The 14,696-nt window shown below is 56.0% G+C and carries 16 protein-coding genes and 1 pseudogene; 10 read left to right on the top strand and 7 right to left on the bottom strand.

The genetic code is table 11. The features are described 5' to 3' along the window. Nucleotides 1-723: pseudogene (locus APH44_RS25340) on the bottom strand (site-specific integrase); the annotation flags it as partial. Between the two features lie 643 nt (nucleotides 724-1,366). Here APH44_RS25340 and APH44_RS25335 point away from each other — a divergent pair. Together APH44_RS25335 and APH44_RS25330 are read left to right on the top strand one after the other, a co-directional pair. Then, the gene (locus APH44_RS25335) at nucleotides 1,367-2,161 is read left to right on the top strand and encodes a hypothetical protein (protein ID WP_023383726.1); all 795 of its coding nucleotides are present in this window, start codon (nucleotides 1,367-1,369) and stop codon (nucleotides 2,159-2,161) included. A gap of 5 nt (nucleotides 2,162-2,166) precedes the next feature. Beyond that, nucleotides 2,167-2,808, top strand: a complete 642-nt coding sequence (locus APH44_RS25330; RefSeq protein WP_023383727.1) for a DNA-binding transcriptional regulator — start codon at nucleotides 2,167-2,169, stop codon at nucleotides 2,806-2,808. Nucleotides 2,809-3,224: 416 nt separating this feature from the next. Here the strand turns inward: APH44_RS25330 and APH44_RS25325 are convergent, their stop codons facing one another. The 4 genes from APH44_RS25325 to APH44_RS25310 all read right to left on the bottom strand — a co-directional run bounded on the left by APH44_RS25325 (nucleotide 3,225) and on the right by APH44_RS25310 (nucleotide 6,315). Beyond that, the gene (locus APH44_RS25325) at nucleotides 3,225-4,211 is read right to left on the bottom strand and encodes a hypothetical protein (protein ID WP_023383728.1); all 987 of its coding nucleotides are present in this window, start codon (nucleotides 4,209-4,211) and stop codon (nucleotides 3,225-3,227) included. Between the two features lie 152 nt (nucleotides 4,212-4,363). Further along, the gene (locus APH44_RS25320; RefSeq protein ID WP_023383729.1) at nucleotides 4,364-5,176 is read right to left on the bottom strand and encodes a hypothetical protein; all 813 of its coding nucleotides are present in this window, start codon (nucleotides 5,174-5,176) and stop codon (nucleotides 4,364-4,366) included. A 123-nt stretch (nucleotides 5,177-5,299) separates the two neighbouring features. Continuing rightward, nucleotides 5,300-5,713: a hypothetical protein gene (locus APH44_RS30155; RefSeq protein ID WP_023383730.1), complete on the bottom strand. Its 414-nt coding sequence runs from the start codon at nucleotides 5,711-5,713 to the stop codon at nucleotides 5,300-5,302. A 59-nt stretch (nucleotides 5,714-5,772) separates the two neighbouring features. Then, nucleotides 5,773-6,315, bottom strand: coding sequence for a site-2 protease family protein (locus tag APH44_RS25310; protein ID WP_023383731.1), 543 nt, complete (start codon nucleotides 6,313-6,315; stop codon nucleotides 5,773-5,775). Nucleotides 6,316-6,478: 163 nt separating this feature from the next. Here APH44_RS25310 and APH44_RS29895 point away from each other — a divergent pair, with 163 nt between their 5' ends. After that, nucleotides 6,479-6,727 (top strand): hypothetical protein, encoded by a 249-nt coding sequence (locus APH44_RS29895; RefSeq protein ID WP_122227892.1) that lies wholly within the window; start codon nucleotides 6,479-6,481, stop codon nucleotides 6,725-6,727. Nucleotides 6,728-6,752: 25 nt separating this feature from the next. Beyond that, nucleotides 6,753-7,409, top strand: coding sequence for a hypothetical protein (locus APH44_RS29890; protein ID WP_060495349.1), 657 nt, complete (start codon nucleotides 6,753-6,755; stop codon nucleotides 7,407-7,409). Between the two features lie 112 nt (nucleotides 7,410-7,521). On the opposite strand, the gene APH44_RS25300 is transcribed toward APH44_RS29890, so the two are convergent. Beyond that, nucleotides 7,522-9,864 (bottom strand): autotransporter domain-containing protein, encoded by a 2,343-nt coding sequence (locus APH44_RS25300; protein WP_054895137.1) that lies wholly within the window; start codon nucleotides 9,862-9,864, stop codon nucleotides 7,522-7,524. Between the two features lie 210 nt (nucleotides 9,865-10,074). Between APH44_RS25300 and APH44_RS25295 the strand changes: the two genes are divergently transcribed. The 6 genes from APH44_RS25295 to APH44_RS30490 all read left to right on the top strand — a co-directional run bounded on the left by APH44_RS25295 (nucleotide 10,075) and on the right by APH44_RS30490 (nucleotide 13,826). Continuing rightward, nucleotides 10,075-10,473: a hypothetical protein gene (locus APH44_RS25295; RefSeq protein WP_023383735.1), complete on the top strand. Its 399-nt coding sequence runs from the start codon at nucleotides 10,075-10,077 to the stop codon at nucleotides 10,471-10,473. Between the two features lie 13 nt (nucleotides 10,474-10,486). Further along, entirely contained in the window at nucleotides 10,487-10,786 is a 300-nt protein-coding gene (locus tag APH44_RS25290) for a hypothetical protein (protein WP_023383736.1), read from the top strand. A gap of 105 nt (nucleotides 10,787-10,891) precedes the next feature. Next, complete coding sequence (locus tag APH44_RS25285; protein WP_023383737.1) at nucleotides 10,892-11,746, top strand: hypothetical protein; 855 nt, start codon at nucleotides 10,892-10,894, stop codon at nucleotides 11,744-11,746. 115 nt (nucleotides 11,747-11,861) lie between these two features. Next, nucleotides 11,862-12,554 (top strand): N-6 DNA methylase, encoded by a 693-nt coding sequence (locus APH44_RS25280; protein WP_023383738.1) that lies wholly within the window; start codon nucleotides 11,862-11,864, stop codon nucleotides 12,552-12,554. Next, the gene (locus APH44_RS25275) at nucleotides 12,551-13,039 is read left to right on the top strand and encodes a hypothetical protein (protein WP_023383739.1); all 489 of its coding nucleotides are present in this window, start codon (nucleotides 12,551-12,553) and stop codon (nucleotides 13,037-13,039) included. Before APH44_RS25280 ends, APH44_RS25275 begins: the two co-directional genes overlap by 4 nt. A gap of 157 nt (nucleotides 13,040-13,196) precedes the next feature. After that, nucleotides 13,197-13,826, top strand: coding sequence for a hypothetical protein (locus tag APH44_RS30490; protein WP_224459415.1), 630 nt, complete (start codon nucleotides 13,197-13,199; stop codon nucleotides 13,824-13,826). Nucleotides 13,827-13,954: 128 nt separating this feature from the next. On the opposite strand, the gene APH44_RS25265 is transcribed toward APH44_RS30490, so the two are convergent. Beyond that, nucleotides 13,955-14,392 (bottom strand): hypothetical protein, encoded by a 438-nt coding sequence (locus APH44_RS25265; RefSeq protein ID WP_023383741.1) that lies wholly within the window; start codon nucleotides 14,390-14,392, stop codon nucleotides 13,955-13,957. Nucleotides 14,393-14,696 lie beyond the last annotated feature (304 nt).

The raw sequence follows: 14,696 nt of genomic DNA, 5'->3' as shown, positions 1-14,696 counted from the left end.
ACCTTTGGTGACCATGCCACTTCCATCGTACGGATCGAGTTTGATCAGAAAATTGCGTACGTTGGATTTGTCATCTTGGGGGTTAAATACGTAGGCGAGCGGAAAGGCAGCAATTTCTTCTCGACGTAAGCCAGTATGGAGGGCCAATCGGATCATCATCCGATGGTGGGGGTTAACTGCGGCTGCGAGTAGATTCTTTACTTGGAGCATCGTCAGGAAGCGGGGGAGGGAGCTCTGGATGCGTGGCATCACATCATTGGCCATCACCAACCCGCGCCGAGCATCGATATGCGCAAGAACCCCAGGCTGGCGGCTTACGTGCCGCTCTTCGAATGCGAAAGGGAGGCAATCCACCCACCGTTCCTTCAGTGCGAATTCGTAGAACTTGCAGACGTAAGTGATTCGCTGCCGAACTGTGTTCGGCGCGAGATTGCAGGTCTTCAGGGAGTAATCACGGTACGCAGCTACAAGATTTTTTTCCTCACCACGTTCAACGTTACGCCAGTCGAGCGTGTGAGCTTCGAGGAAGCTGAAGAAATCGTACAGAGCACGTCCAGTGCTAGGCCAGGACCGTTTTGAGCCAATCGCACCTCGAAGCAGGTAGTAACGAAAGAACAGGTTGGCAGGGACACAGCTCTCCATCGATTCCCACAGGAGGATCGGAAAGCCTTTGTACGAATGGCCAGCGATTACCAGGTCATCGGTTGCCCAAACGAGCTCCATACTCCCACCATCCCTATAGCCTTGACGTTCTCAGCAGCATCACACAGAAATACCATGTGAGCTGCTAAGAGCATGTAAGTACTATGGCAGGAATCTAACCCTTCGCAAGCCCCGTAATTTTCAGCTATTCGGTGCAGCTCCACAAGCGCGTGGTGGAGGCTGGCACAGGCAAGGTCTACTGGGTTAGCACAGGCGGCGTCAGGGGCCACGGTGTAGCCGTTTCTCAGGATACGATCCTCGGCAACCTAGGAAGTGACCTCGTGGCTGGCGCCAGTTCATTCAAGCTCGATCAGATGTAATGCCAGGTGTAGGTTCACAAAATAGATGACATACCAGGCCCCGTTTTGATCGGCGCCTGGTCATTTTTTTTGTGAAGCGGGGCGGCGTTTCACAGAAAAGTTCACTCCTACCCATCGGCCACAGCTGTTGACCATCCTTGCAAGAGCCTGGGTGCCCATGCGCTTCCACTGCCGGCCGTATCAGCAGTACTCCAGCTGCACCCCGAAAATAGGTCATCCGTAGGGGAAACCCTGGCAGCTCATTCTTTCAGCGTGACAATTAAATCCAAGGCGATACTATGCGTGTACGCGTACGCGTTATGTATCAAATATGCCTATTGATGCTGTCAGCGTTGGAGCCCGATATGACTGCGAAACGACCATTGCTTTTGTCTCTGTCAGGGGTGCTCTCACTGTCCCTGGTCTCAGCCGACTCGTTCAGTTTAAATCTTGTGCCAGACCCTCCTTCGAGCGAACTGCCTACGTACCTGGCTGCATCCGCGGGGGCCCTTTTCCTCCTCGGTGCTTGGTACTGGTTCAACCGGTCCAGAACCACGGCACAAGTGGCAGAACTGCGGATCCAGCGCCAGCTTCAGGCGCTTGAGAAACTGGAGACCCAGGTTGGCCGAGCGGAACAAGTACTGTCCTTGAAGTGTGAATACATGACGCACCAGGTGCGCACTGAGCTTCAAGATGCCCTGTACGCCATCACTACAGACACCATCCGGAACATGGGTGGGCTGCGCCGGCGGGAACTCATGACCGACAAGCAGTTCCGCAAATTGATGGCGCGGTCTGATGAGTTTTTCAAAAGCCTGGAGAAAGCGCAGGCCAGTGAGGTCACGATAAATCTGGACGATGATGTGCCACTACTCATGCCAGATCGGGGCAATCCTCTACCAAAGCCGGTACCTCAAAAGCGTCCTGATGCCCCCCTGACACTTCAAGCTCCTACGGCAACTGCGGCAGCGAGTATCCCGATTCCGGTGAAGCCGCGGCCGAAGGGCGCCAATGCTGACGCAGGGGAGTCGGATGGGGTGCCGGCACTGGCGGTTACGTCAGCTCTCGTTCTGGGTGGTGGTCTGCTCTCCAGCAATGGGCTGTTCCTGGGTGATGATGATGCCCAAGAGTCAGATCAGAACGACTCCCTGGATGATTGAGGCTTATGGATACCTCCACGTCCGCACCTGGCATCGAAGTATCGGCTGTCAGGCGCATCGCTGACTCCAGCATGCAGGGCATTACCCGGGACAACCGCCCATCGAAGCCTTCTGATGCCGGCTGGCGCGTTCGACTGATGAAGGATGGGAAGTTTGTCGCCGATCGCCATTTTCGCGACTTGGCCTACCACGGCCGTTCCCGCGCAAAGCGAGCAGCGCAATGCTATCGCGACGACATGGCCACTGAGCACCAGATCCAGTTCACCCAAACCGTGCACACTGATCTTGCCCTCCAGCGCCATGCAGCAGGCCTGACTCAGGCAGCTATAGCCTCGATGCTGTCCGTGTCACCCGGGCTGGTATCGAAATGGGAGAAAGGGGGCCATATACCGGCTGCAGCTCGATCGCTCTTCCAAGCTGCAGTGCAAGGTGAGCTGGTCGGCGACGCACCGAGCCTGGCCGGTGCAGACATCAGGCGCATCAGGGCCGAGGTTCTAGGGTGGACACAAACACAACTGGCCGATGCACTGGGATGGGCGTACGCCGCAGTAGGCTATTGGGAAAGAGGGCAGCGGCGGATTCCAGGTTGGGTCCAGGTGTACATGCAGGCGATCGATGAGGGCCGTGTCAGTGGCAAGCAGTATTGAGGTTGGTAGCACTTCAACAATTGACGGAGCGATCAGCCGGTGGCGGCAGGTGAGGCCTTTGCACCTTCGCCTCCCGATCGTCTTTTCAGATGGTACTCAATTGGCCCGCTTCGCAGTCGACTGCGGCCAATGCCGGCGTAGTTTGAACGGAGAGTTGGTGAGGGGGGAGGTCACACCTCAGCCGGGCGATCGCTTCGAGCTGGCTGGGCTTGCTGCCTGTGAGGCATGCGCATCGTTCACTCGATTCACGATCATGTGCACGGGCTCATCCGGTTCGGTGCAGCTTGAGTGGTCAGCTTTCGGGGAAATGAAGCGGCACGAGGTGCATACAACTTGGAGGACGAGGTTGAAGGCCATTTTCCGGTAGGCAAAAAAAAGCCCCTACATCGAGTGTAGGGGCAGCCTGGAAGGCATGGTTATTCCTCAGTGTCTTTGAGGTCGAGCTGTTGCTCAGTAGACGGGTTCACGTTCAGTTTTTCCTCTTCCTCTTCCGCCAGGCGGAATTGCTGCAGGATCTCCTCAAGCTTCTGTTGATTCTCCGGGCTCAACTGCGAATAGCCCTTATCCTGTCTAATGTTTTCGATGGCTGTTTTCATCGTTGGAGCTGCTTGGGTAATTGCCTTCTTGATGACCTTGCCTGGAACAAACCTTGGCCTGAGCTTTTCGGTTTTGCCGCCTGCAGCAGCTGAGCGGGCAAGGCCTTGCTCGATCACTTGCAGAGCTTTGGGGCCATGCTCTTGAAGGATCTGAACAGCCAGCGTGAAGGAAACCACTCCGTCGCGGACGTAGTTCCTGATCTCGATAGGTCCGTTGATCATCAAGAGGTAGTCCGAAACCTGGGCGGGCCAGAGATTCAGTTTTTTGGCGATCGCGGAATGGTCATCGGGATGGAAGCGGGTCATGCGTTTGCAAACAACTGCTGTTGCATATGGGCTAAGCGGTGAACCATTGTTGCTGAGCACAAGGTCTGCAGTCATGTCCTCTTCGGAACAATCATCTGCAGCAATGATGCAAGGGACGGTCGGGATGCTTTCACCTTCGGCGACCAATTCCATCGTGGCTTCAAGACGCTGATGGCCACGCTTCAGACAAATTGACTGCTCTCCATTCTCATCGCGACGGATGATGACCGAGAGAGCCGAGTCTTTCTTGAATCCGTTGTCCTTGATGGATTGCTTCAGTTTCTGAACGTTGGCCAAGTAGTCAGCATTTCGCTCTCTTACGTTGTACCCCGGGATGACCTGGATAGTACCTGGCGCTATGTTCCAGAGGTCGCCTGCGGTGAACCGCTTCTTGCCATCACCCTTTTCCATCGCTTTTTTGATGTTGCCAGTGGTGATGATCATGCGGAAATCCAGATCCAACTGGTGTTCGCTGCTGCTGTTTTCGACGGTTGTGGTCATGGCGGTGCCCTCCTGAAGGGTCAGAAATCGTTGAACTTGCTAAGAGAGATGACTGACACCTGCGCATAACCCAGATTTGCCGACACCAGCCATTCGGACAGGGTATCTATCTGTCCGGCGCGGCAATATTACATAACGCGTACGCATACGCGCTAGGTATTATTTAGTGTATTTTGTCCTTCGACTACCCAGATTGTCGAGCGCTGCCCAGCATCGAGGTGCCCCGAGGCAGTGACTCCGTCGACGAGGGATAGCTTGATGCCGACTGAGCTGCGGACGGCTGCTTCCAGTTGGTCAAAGCCGGGCTCAGCCTGGTAGGGTGACATGGCCACCGCGATTGCCCCCGTCACCATCAACAACTCGCAACCAGCACTACGGGTGTTTGCTCCGACGCGTGTAATAGTCAGGTCTCGAATTCCACCATCGGTAATCGCGAGCCCCAGAGCTTCAGGACCTTGCTCGATGACGCACAGAGCCGCAGTGACCAAGCCTCCCAGTTCAGCGGTTGACCGGCTAGCGTCGACCGAAATGATTTTCCGGAATGTAGCGGTGAACCCTGGCCAGGTGTCAGGAGGGGACATCTTCCCGTGTTTTGATGACCAGACTGGATGATGGCTGACCAAGACCCTTGTCACGTCATGGTCGAGGCTGTCCGCAAACGACCAGTGCTGGTCGGCGCCCTCACGAACCTTCGCAACTTGCCACTGGGAGCGGAACGCCCACAGCTCAAGGGAGGACGATTCGTCGATCTGGTAGAAATCACATTTGCTTTGAGCGTGGGTCAGCGCTGGCGCCATCACGGCATCACCATGCCATTCGAACTGATCGAGGTTTTTCAGTCTCTGATTCCCGTGCCAATACGAAAGCTCGACAGTGACCTGGGAGAACCACTTAACCGCTGAGGTGCTGCCGGCCGGCAGGTGGGCGGGAGAAGAAATGCCTTGCTGGGGCTGGCTCGTGAGCATGGTTGATCCTTCATGGTTTTAGCGCGTGAATAATACATGAACACATACGCCGTCTGTATCTAAAAGCAATAACTGCATTTGATCGACGAAAAAAAACCGCCTCGAAAGGCGGTTTGGGTGTGTTCAGCTTGTAGCAGCGGGTGCTGCTGGCGGTGGCAAGAGCTCCTCAACGGTTGCCCCCGCCAGAGCAGCTTTCACCATGCTGTTGATGACGTCGGCGGTAGTGCCTGGCTCTGCTCGTTGGATGCAGGTGCTGTATGAGAACAGCAGTTGCTCACCGATCAGGGGGATGCCGTTCTCGACGGGTTCTTTCTCGTGATCGAAGGTCCCGCAACCATCACCGATCTTCAGCTTAAGGGCTGCAGAGTTTGCACAATAGGCCGGGTCGCAGATGCCGCGAACGTCAAAGCGGATGCAGAAAGCTTCTGCAAATGCGCGGATTCTCGGCGGTACGTTGTAGCTCTGGAAGGCCTCCTCGAAGAAGCCTGGGCGCACAGCTGGGAGCCGTGAGGTGCAGTCGAGGGAAGTAGTGGTCATGAGTCATCTCCTGGTGGGTTGAACTTGCACCAGGAGATGAAGAGCAGAGTTCTGTAATTCTAGAGGGCGAGGGTGATAGCAATTATGGTCGCCAACCCTACGCCCATGAGGAGCCGCCTGTTCCTGTCATCAAAGTAGATACCGCGGCGGTTCAAGAAATACTCGACGATCGTCCACCCGTCCATTGGAGGCAGGGGGATGATGTTAGTCGCCGCCAGGAGGATCGAGCCCTGGGCCGCGACAAGCGTCGGCCAGTTCGGCGTGACGTAGTTAATCCCGAAGAACAGCAGGCCGGTCGCCAGTGAGATGAGAGGGCCGCCCGCAGCGATGATCGCCCGGCGGTCTGAGGGCGCCTTTTCATAGTCGGAGCTGACCACATATGCCCACAGCGGAATCAGACCAATTTCATGAATGATCCCGGATTTTCGGAACGAGAAAAGCTTGTATCCACCAATAATGAGTTTGTCTGGCTTGATACCAAACCGCTGCATCGGTATTAGATGCCCGGCTTCGTGGATCAAGAGCAAGAACACCAGCATCAGCCAAATGACGAAAAAGGCGATGGCGAACATCCCGATGGTTACCAGTGCGTCAGGCAGCATGGTTTTCATTCCTAGAACATGATGCAGTAATTCTTTAGCAAAGCTTCAAAACCTTCAAGTCAATATCCGGATATTTGTCCTGGCCTGTGTACTGCGCAGTACAACTACAATACAGGTCCGTGTGCGTCATTACAGATAGTTATGAAACTACTGTGGTGAACGTATGAATACCTGTTTTCAGCTTGCGGCTTACGCTCGATCTCAATGGGCGTTAGCCGTACTACTCATGAAATCGCCGGAAACCACTCAACTAGCAGCCAATGCATTTCAAGATGCAAAGGATGCTGCCTGGGGATATGGCTGGGGGGCGTCTGAAACCCCTCATGCACTCCTGTCTGATATCCCGGAACTCTTAAACGCTTTCAATGAAGGCAAAACTGCGCTTCAGCAAGATATGAAGCTCGCTGGCTAACTCTAATTAATCAAGGAAACTAAACATGAGCGACACCAAAGTAAGAGTTAATCAACCTGCCGTTGACCTTTACGCTGTTACTCTGAACTGGGTTCAGGAGGATGAAGGTACCTACAGTGATTATGTGCATGCTACCAGCCACGCTGAAGCCTGCGTCAAAGTAGCTGAGGCTATGGCTGATCAGCGTGGTTACGTTGATGAAAATGAAACGCCTGTGCAAAAGCGAGAATGGATCAATTGTCGTGCCTGGGACCAGGTAGACTGCCACTTGGTAAAAGAGAGTTTGGAGGCAGATTTGGTCGCTTTGTTTGGCGACGAACTGTTCCCTGATGGAGTTAAGCGCTCCCTCAACTTGGAAGCCTTGCGTGTGCTGCTCGTTGAGCATCGCAACAGCCTGCTCCCTCCCGCTGAAGTTCCAGCAGTTGAACAGCTGGCCTTCCACTCCGTTGACTCGGGTTTCTGCCGGGTCTATTACAAACGGCCGAAGGGCACTCTGTGCTGCTTCCAGCTCGATACACGTAACACCTTCAAGCTCTACCACTGTTCACGTGATGGTGAGCCAGAGCATGCAATCAGTCTCCAGAACAAGGCGGTAATCGCCTTGCCTGAGGACAATGGCTGCTCTCTGGTAACCAGCTTCCGCGCTTGGTGGGAGCAACAGAACAAGCAGCCTGCTGCCTAACACCAATGATCCCCGGCCACTCTTCGGAGTGGCTTTTTTTTGCCTGCCGATAACCGCCCACAAACAAAAACGCCCCACTACTGAGTGGGGCGCTTGGTGTACCAGTTTCCGATTAGAAACCGACCGACAGGGACAGCGTAGCGACGTCCGAGGCAACGGCTTTGTCGCTGCCGAAGCGGTGGCCGTAGGTGATGCCCACGCGGGAGGCCTTGAACGGGCCGGCAACCTGCAGGCCAACGCCCACTTCGTTCCAGCGCTCAGTGGTGTCTTGCTTCATGTCGAAGCGCGACACACCCATCACATCACCGGTCAGATCGTCTTGCGAGTTGTTCAGGCGGCTGACGTGCTTGATGTTCGCCGAGACGATGGCCTTATTTGCCAGGTTCATGCTGGCATCCAGGCCCGCGGTACCGTAGATGTTTTCTTCGGTCCGCTTATCGAAGTGCGCCGGGAAGGAGCCGCTGGTCTCGGTGTAGCTATCCAGCTTGGTGTTGAGGTAGTCCAAGCCCAGGAAAGGCATGACAGCGATGTTGTCCTGCAGGATGAAGACGTAGCCGACCTGGCCGGATACGGCACGCTGGCTGACATCGGCCTTGCCTTTCGACTCGACGTCGCCGGCACCGGTTTTGTAAGAGCGCTTGATGGTGGCATCGCCTTCGGAAACAGCCACGGCGCCCCGGGCGAATACGCCTTTGCGCAGACGGTTACCGTACTCGACGAAAGCACCGATCGTGTTGGTATCACCCTCGACGCGGTCATCGTTGATCTTGAGCGAGGTGCTCGGGCCTTGGTAGCCGATGCCGGCAACCAGGTCAGGAGTCAGTCGATATGCAGCGGTAACACCGCCGTACACGTTGTCACCGTGGACAGTACCCGAGTGATGAGTCATCTGGCTGCTGACGCTGACACAGATGCCGCTGGTGTCGAATGTCGAGCAGGACAGTTGGTCCTGGACGAAGCCTTGCAGCTGATTCTGCATGGCTTGCGCGTACAGGGTCGCATTCTGCAACGAGTCGCCGAGGTCCAGCAAACCGATCACGCCAGTCGGTGGAGTGGTAGCCTCAGCGCCACCCGCGCCAGTGCCAGTTCCACCGGTACCACCAGTACCCGTGTCAGTGCCCCCAGTGCCACCGGTACCCGCACCGGTTTCGGTACCACCGGCGCCGGTGCCCGTGCCTGCATCGCTGCCGCCAGTAGAAGTGTCCCCTGCATTGGAGGAGCCACCGGTGCTTGGCGGCGTTGGGTCAGTAACAGGCGGGGTGACGACGGGAGGGGTCACCTCTGGAATGGTCTCTTCAGGCGGAGTGGTTACCACCGGTGGGGTAGTGACCACAGGCTCGGAGATTGGGCCGTAGGAACGCGCTACGAACGGCTGCGAGCGACCATTCAGGAAGCCCAGGCCGAAGACGGTGTTGCCATCTGCAGATACCGCAGTGGCGGAGTTCAGGGTGTTGTTGGCCAGGAGAGTGTAGGAAGGGTCGTTATCCTGCAGCCATTCGACCAGCGACTGCATGCCGGTCTCAGCGGTCCAGCGGAAGCCGGAGAAGACAGTGCCAGTGGTGTCCGCGATACCGACGACCACGGCGCCGTTGGCGGAGACGCCTTCAGCCTTGGACAGGGTACCGTCGGCCAGCAAGCCCAAGCCCTTCATGCCGGACAGCTCGGACCAGATCATAGCTTCGCTCAGGGCGAGCGAAGAGTCACTCGCACCGACGATGTAAGTGCCATCGGCACTGGTCGCCGTGGCGATGGATTGCGTACCACCCTCCAAGGTGCCGAGGCTCTCGGCGCTACCGCCGCCCACCCATCGAGTGGCGATATCACCATTGCCGGCGCCGTTCTGTGCGTACCCCACCACCACCTTGCCGTCAGCGCTGATGCCCATGGCGTAGCTGTAGGTGCCGTCGTTCAGGTAGCCCAGCTGAGTCACAGCGCCAGCCAGGTCCCAGGTTACTGCCGATCGGTTGCCGGTCAGACCGTCGTCGGCAGAACCGGCGATGACGCTGCCATCAGCCGAAACGGCGCGTGCTTCAGCTTCGGCACCGCCGTTCAGGAAGTCCAGCTTGTGAATGCCGGCGTTGTTCCAGTACACGGCGGTTTCGTTGTCCGTGACGCTGTCGACAGAGCTACCGACGATGACGTCAGCTTCGTTCGACACAGCGTAGGCGGCGGCATTGGTCCCAAGGCTGGCCAGCAGTTGCTTGCCACCCAGCAATGTCCACTTGAAGGCCTCGGTAGTTTCGGTGCTCGGGTTGAACTGGGCGCCAACCAGGGTGGAGCCATCACCAGAGCCGCCGATGTGCGAATCATAGGTGGTACTGGAGGAGCCCAGCGTTGGTGCGTAGACATCAATGCCGGCGTAAGCGGCATGCGCAGTGCCAGCGTTCATGGCCAGTGCGATGGAGGCGACAAGCAGGGAGAGACGTGGCTTGAAGGGGGTTGCATTGTTGTGCATGGGCTGATTCGTCCTGACCTTGTTAGGTGATATCAATTGGATGGCCGGATAATACTGTCAGGATTGAAAGCAAATCAATAGAAATATACATACGTGTTATGGATTGTTGAGTGCTCTTGGAAAGGGCCGCGATTGTTTTGCATGCCTGTGTTGCGCATCTCCCGTCACCAGGTCTTCGCAAGAGACCGTCATTCCCTGTGGAGAAACGTCATGCTGCAAATCCCTAAAGCGCTGCTCGAAAAACGCATCACCAAAGAAACCCTTCACCGCTCTGGCAAGCGATTGCTCAAAGAGATCGCCGGCCGTTTGAAGCTTCCAGAAACGAGCTACGAAATTCGGTCGTGTAAAGGCGGGAACGCAGTCATGGGGGAGGTGATCCTGCACAGCGATCATCTCTATCTGATGGTTCATCTAGGTTCAGATCGAGTGCTCAAAGTGCTCTACCGATCCTGTGAGGGCCGAAAGGACTATTCAGGCGGAATGAACCGTTATGAGTCGGTCTCTGAGTTGGCCAGCACCACTGCGGCTGAGCGATTCATCGCAAAACTGGACACCCTTAATGAGCTGGGCAAGCGCCAGCAACAGCAACAGCACAACCAAGCCGCTTGATCGAGAGGTTCCTATGTCTTCAGTTCTGAAGGAATTCCCGGAAGCCTTTGCCACCCGCATCAACAAGATTCTGGAAATGCCTGATCCGGTTCCTGGAAATCGCGAGAATGGCTGGTTCGCTGGATACGGGTGCCGATGGTGCAAGTTTTCGAAAGCTTGGTTCACCGTCTTGCCGTTTGAAATGCAGCCGGTAGCCGAAACTGTGGCGAGTATGTTCAAGAATGCAGGACTGCAAGATGTGACCATCACTCTTGAAGCCGGCGTGACGCAGGCTGAAGGAGGCAAGGGTTACCAGGTCTCTGCTCGAATCTAAACCGCTGTACCGCCGCTCCCTATGGGGCGGCTTTTTTTTGCCTGTCGTTACAGCTGGCTGTGCTTCATCTCAGACCAAGATGACTACCCAAAGAGGCGCAGCACCATGGACGTAATTGCAAACAACGCAGCTGATACCAAAGAAATGGTCATGACCGAGGTCCTGCCGAATGGCGAGGAACTCAAGCGGCCGTATTCACCGTCGGAGATGGCTTTCATGTTCAACGACGTGGAGATTCGCAACCCCTACTTTTCACCGTGCGGAACAACTGTTGTTGACCCCGTACAGGCGTATGGCTTCGAGGTTTATCACACCGGAGGCGGTTGCATGGCTTTGCGGAAGGAGTTCTGCAACGGTCAATACCTGCTTCTTTCGATCGAGGTGTCCATCGCTGAACCTGAGGAGTGGGATGAGTGCACATTGGGCCTGTATGACGCCGATGGCGATGAGAAAGCCTACTGTGAGCTCCGTGATGTTCCATATGCACAAGTCGACCTGACCGGGCATCTTGATGCCCCAGTGCGCTTGTTGTGCCCGTGCTGTGGTGCTCGTACCACAGGTCGGCAATGGGGCAATCAAGATGCTGGTCACGGTCTGTGCAGTGATTGCATCGAGAAGGTGCTGGCCAAGATGACGGCAGAAGAGTTTTCCAAACGCTACGGGCTCCAGGGAGTTCACTTCGGTCTGTCGCAGTGCGCTCCCTCTGCTCAGTTGCTCGATGAGCTCGCTCAAAAGAAACTGCTGGCGCAAGAAGAGCCGGATCAGCAGGCAGTGGACTCGAACGCTCTCAAGGACCGGTACCGTTCATGGGCGCTGGACAACATCGCCAATGATGATCTGCAGGTCAATGAAGATGCCCAGGTAACGCTGTGTGAAGATGGCGCATTTGTCGCAACCTGGACATGGGTGCCGCGTGATTCCATTCCGGACGTTGCTGATCCGGAAGAGTCCGCTGATTAACGCTACGCAACCGCTCCCTAACCGGAGCGGTTTTTTTATGCCCAGGCGCCGGCCGGCGTTGTAGGTCGCTGTGATGCATCCCAATGCATACGACCAACCTCTCTGGAGATTGCCCATGGCAAGCAAACTAGCACGCGCGGTACCACCCACCATCAAGCCACTGGCAGAAGCACTGTGTGATGGCCACCGGTATCCGCCGGCGGAGATGTTTCGATTTTTCCTAGGGGCAGTGATGGAGCTTTGGGGGTTTCAGCCCTGGTATCCCATACCTGATGATGTCCGCGGTAAAATAGGACGAGTTATCACGCTGTACGATCAGGCGGTGGCCAATGAAGAACCGTTCAAGGACATTTTAGGCCCACTCTACGAAGAGCTGGCCAGCCATGGCGGCAAGCAAATGCTGGGGCAGTTCTTCACGCCCTGGTCATTGGCAAGCCTGATGGTCAGGATGAGCGATGGTGACATCGACCTGCCTCGCGCCGGTGATCTCAAAGCTTACTCAGATCCGGCTTGTGGCAGTGGAGTTATGCTGTTGGCAAAAGCAAACTACCTGCTCGAAACGAAAGGTCCTGGGGAGCTCCAGCAATGGCTTTTTCACGCATGCGATATCGATGGCATTTGCGCTCGCATGGTTGCGATTCAGCTGGCCGCGAATTGTGCCATTCATAGAGTCGAAATCGGGGAGATCATAGTGCTCCTTGGTGATACGCTCAGCTCGGACCCCAAGCAGCAGATCTTGCACGCAACCTCTCCGACGCTGATGCGTTCACGTCAAAATTCAATTCCGAAACTTGAGGTCGCCTCATGAAACGCTGGTACACGATCGCCGCGGCTTTAGCCTTCCAGGTGCTACCGCATGCGGCAAGTGCTTCGGAGGCTTCAGATGCTGTTCTGTCGGTTGCTGCCTCAAAAATGTCCACCGTAGCTCGCATCAACGGCGCCACACGGCCGGTCATCTACGTGGGTAAATTTGAAGGCTGCGACTCGGTCTCGATTCAAAATGCCCCCGGGCGCTTTGAGCACTTCCGTGTATGCGGTAACCAGGTCAGTGCTCGCAACACCGTGTCACCCAGTTGGACCGAAGACGATGGCGCCGGGGATGTTCTCCGCGCAGTGGTCGATAATGCGGTTCTGTTCGGCGCTGCATCGCAAGTGGACCCCAACGGTTACCTGATCGCAGCACGTGCTCTGGGACCTTCCCAGCGCTCGTGCAGCAACGTGGAGGTCATCTTGAGTTACGAAGGTGACCTGGTCGACAGGGCCTTGAAGAGCATCTGCTCTCATCGCCGTTAACCCCCATCAAACCCCGTCCTAGCGACGGGGTTTTCTTTTTGGCGTCATTCAGTGGGGCAACGCCGCATTGCGGGGCGTCTCAGTCCTTGGGGTCCTCGGTTCATGTTGGCTGTGATGCATCTCCCTTCACTAGACCAACACACCTGAGGGTATCGCTATGAATTCGTCCAGCACCGCAAAGGCCTATATCGTTGAAACCCGCGCCACCAACGGCGCAGAAGATACGCCAGAATTTGCATCCTTCAGCATCGATCTGGCTGCAACTCAACGCATCATCAATCTAGCTCGACTGGTTAAAGAGAATGGGCTTCACAAAGTGGAGACGTTTGACAGCACTGCTTCATTCCATCAGTACGCTCCTGGCACTGAAGAGGCGGAGGAGATCGGCTGCGACAACGATGTGTTACTGAAGGCCGGCTGTCTAAATGTGGATGCGTCCAGCTTCTGGTTCTCGGGATTCATCAGACATTCTGACGTCGAGGTTGTCAGCGCACGTCAGCCGATCGCTGAACTGCAGAGTCACTTCCACTTGGCCGGAGGCACAACTGAACTTGAAGCTGGCGGTGAACGGCAGTATCTCGTTACTTGGAGTGCTGATGTTGAGGTTGAGGGGGATCACCATGCGGCAGCCCAGGCCGTCGCAGACCGGTACTTCCGCAGCCACATTGCCGCCGGTGAACAGGACAGCGCGTGCACCTTCGTGGTGACCGCAAAATCTGACCAAAAGCCAGTAGAGATCGATCTCTCGACTTGTCACTCCGGTGAACAAATCTTGGAGTCGGCATGACTGCTGCACTTCAGGCTTTAGCGCCAGCTTGATGCTCGCGCTCCAAACGCTGCACATGACCCGGTCACTAGACCGGGTTTTTTTTCGCCTGGGACCAGTGCATGTGGACCGTACCGGGACCTGCCTGTTCAGATCTGTGATTTAGCGGCGGCATAACCATCGAGTGGATATTCAGGCCAGCCGCTGGGAGGACAGAAGCCCTGCCGACGTTCCTGCTCGGCGAACTTGGCGTGCCACTCGTTGCCCTGATCGAAGACCCAACCTGTAAGCCCGGTATCTGGGAATTGATCATAGGTGAGGTCGATAATGAACCCGTCGACCTCGAACCAGGCGTGAGACTGCTCCCTTTTTAGGTTCGGATGGTCTTCAGCCCACACATACACACCATCAGCACCGAGTTGTTCTTTGATGAGTCGACCTAGGATGTCCGAGGCAGGACCGCAGGTTCCTCGCGGAAAACCATTGAAGGTAGAACCGGGTTTGTCGACAAGAAGCAACAGCCCGCGGCGGGTTGATTCGGCTATTGCCTCAAGAGCTGCGCGGTCGATCTTCGCTTTTGCTTGCATGGGTTGAGTCTCGAAGGAGGGCAGTGTTCGAGGCCCCATTTTTGGACCTTGATGATACGTCGTCAATGAGGTGCACCGCCGGCAGTCGGGCTGTACATGATACGATTGTGCCATCCATAAAGTGCGGGCACGGTTGTCGTTTGATGAGTGGGTTGTATCAGAAATTCAGGAGAGCAATCTGCAGATTGCGCGGCCATCCTGGGCGTATCGTGACACGGGAGTATTCTGGCGAGGTGGTGAGGATCGCCAAGCGATGCCCCCTCTGCAAAACAGAGAAGATCATCTACCGGTTTCAATGAGCCTG

Origin of the sequence: Pseudomonas sp. NBRC 111143, assembly GCF_001320965.1 — a bacterium.
Taxonomy (GTDB): domain Bacteria; phylum Pseudomonadota; class Gammaproteobacteria; order Pseudomonadales; family Pseudomonadaceae; genus Aquipseudomonas; species Aquipseudomonas machongensis.
Note: the sequence above shows the minus strand (reverse complement) of the source record. Positions and strands in the feature narration are given on the sequence as shown.

Bases quoted from the DNA above. Each gene is read 5' to 3' on its own strand.
- APH44_RS25335 (WP_023383726.1), top strand. From the start codon at position 1,367: ATGACTGCGAAACGACCATTGCTTTTGTCTCTGTCAGGGGTGCTCTCA.
- APH44_RS25330 (WP_023383727.1), top strand. From the start codon at position 2,167: ATGGATACCTCCACGTCCGCACCTGGCATCGAAGTATCGGCTGTCAGG.
- APH44_RS25325 (WP_023383728.1), bottom strand. From the start codon at position 4,211: ATGACCACAACCGTCGAAAACAGCAGCAGCGAACACCAGTTGGATCTG.
- APH44_RS25320 (WP_023383729.1), bottom strand. From the start codon at position 5,176: ATGCTCACGAGCCAGCCCCAGCAAGGCATTTCTTCTCCCGCCCACCTG.
- APH44_RS30155 (WP_023383730.1), bottom strand. From the start codon at position 5,713: ATGACCACTACTTCCCTCGACTGCACCTCACGGCTCCCAGCTGTGCGC.
- APH44_RS25310 (WP_023383731.1), bottom strand. From the start codon at position 6,315: ATGCTGCCTGACGCACTGGTAACCATCGGGATGTTCGCCATCGCCTTT.
- APH44_RS29895 (WP_122227892.1), top strand. From the start codon at position 6,479: ATGAATACCTGTTTTCAGCTTGCGGCTTACGCTCGATCTCAATGGGCG.
- APH44_RS29890 (WP_060495349.1), top strand. From the start codon at position 6,753: ATGAGCGACACCAAAGTAAGAGTTAATCAACCTGCCGTTGACCTTTAC.
- APH44_RS25300 (WP_054895137.1), bottom strand. From the start codon at position 9,864: ATGCACAACAATGCAACCCCCTTCAAGCCACGTCTCTCCCTGCTTGTC.
- APH44_RS25295 (WP_023383735.1), top strand. From the start codon at position 10,075: ATGCTGCAAATCCCTAAAGCGCTGCTCGAAAAACGCATCACCAAAGAA.
- APH44_RS25290 (WP_023383736.1), top strand. From the start codon at position 10,487: ATGTCTTCAGTTCTGAAGGAATTCCCGGAAGCCTTTGCCACCCGCATC.
- APH44_RS25285 (WP_023383737.1), top strand. From the start codon at position 10,892: ATGGACGTAATTGCAAACAACGCAGCTGATACCAAAGAAATGGTCATG.
- APH44_RS25280 (WP_023383738.1), top strand. From the start codon at position 11,862: ATGGCAAGCAAACTAGCACGCGCGGTACCACCCACCATCAAGCCACTG.
- APH44_RS25275 (WP_023383739.1), top strand. From the start codon at position 12,551: ATGAAACGCTGGTACACGATCGCCGCGGCTTTAGCCTTCCAGGTGCTA.
- APH44_RS30490 (WP_224459415.1), top strand. From the start codon at position 13,197: ATGAATTCGTCCAGCACCGCAAAGGCCTATATCGTTGAAACCCGCGCC.
- APH44_RS25265 (WP_023383741.1), bottom strand. From the start codon at position 14,392: ATGCAAGCAAAAGCGAAGATCGACCGCGCAGCTCTTGAGGCAATAGCC.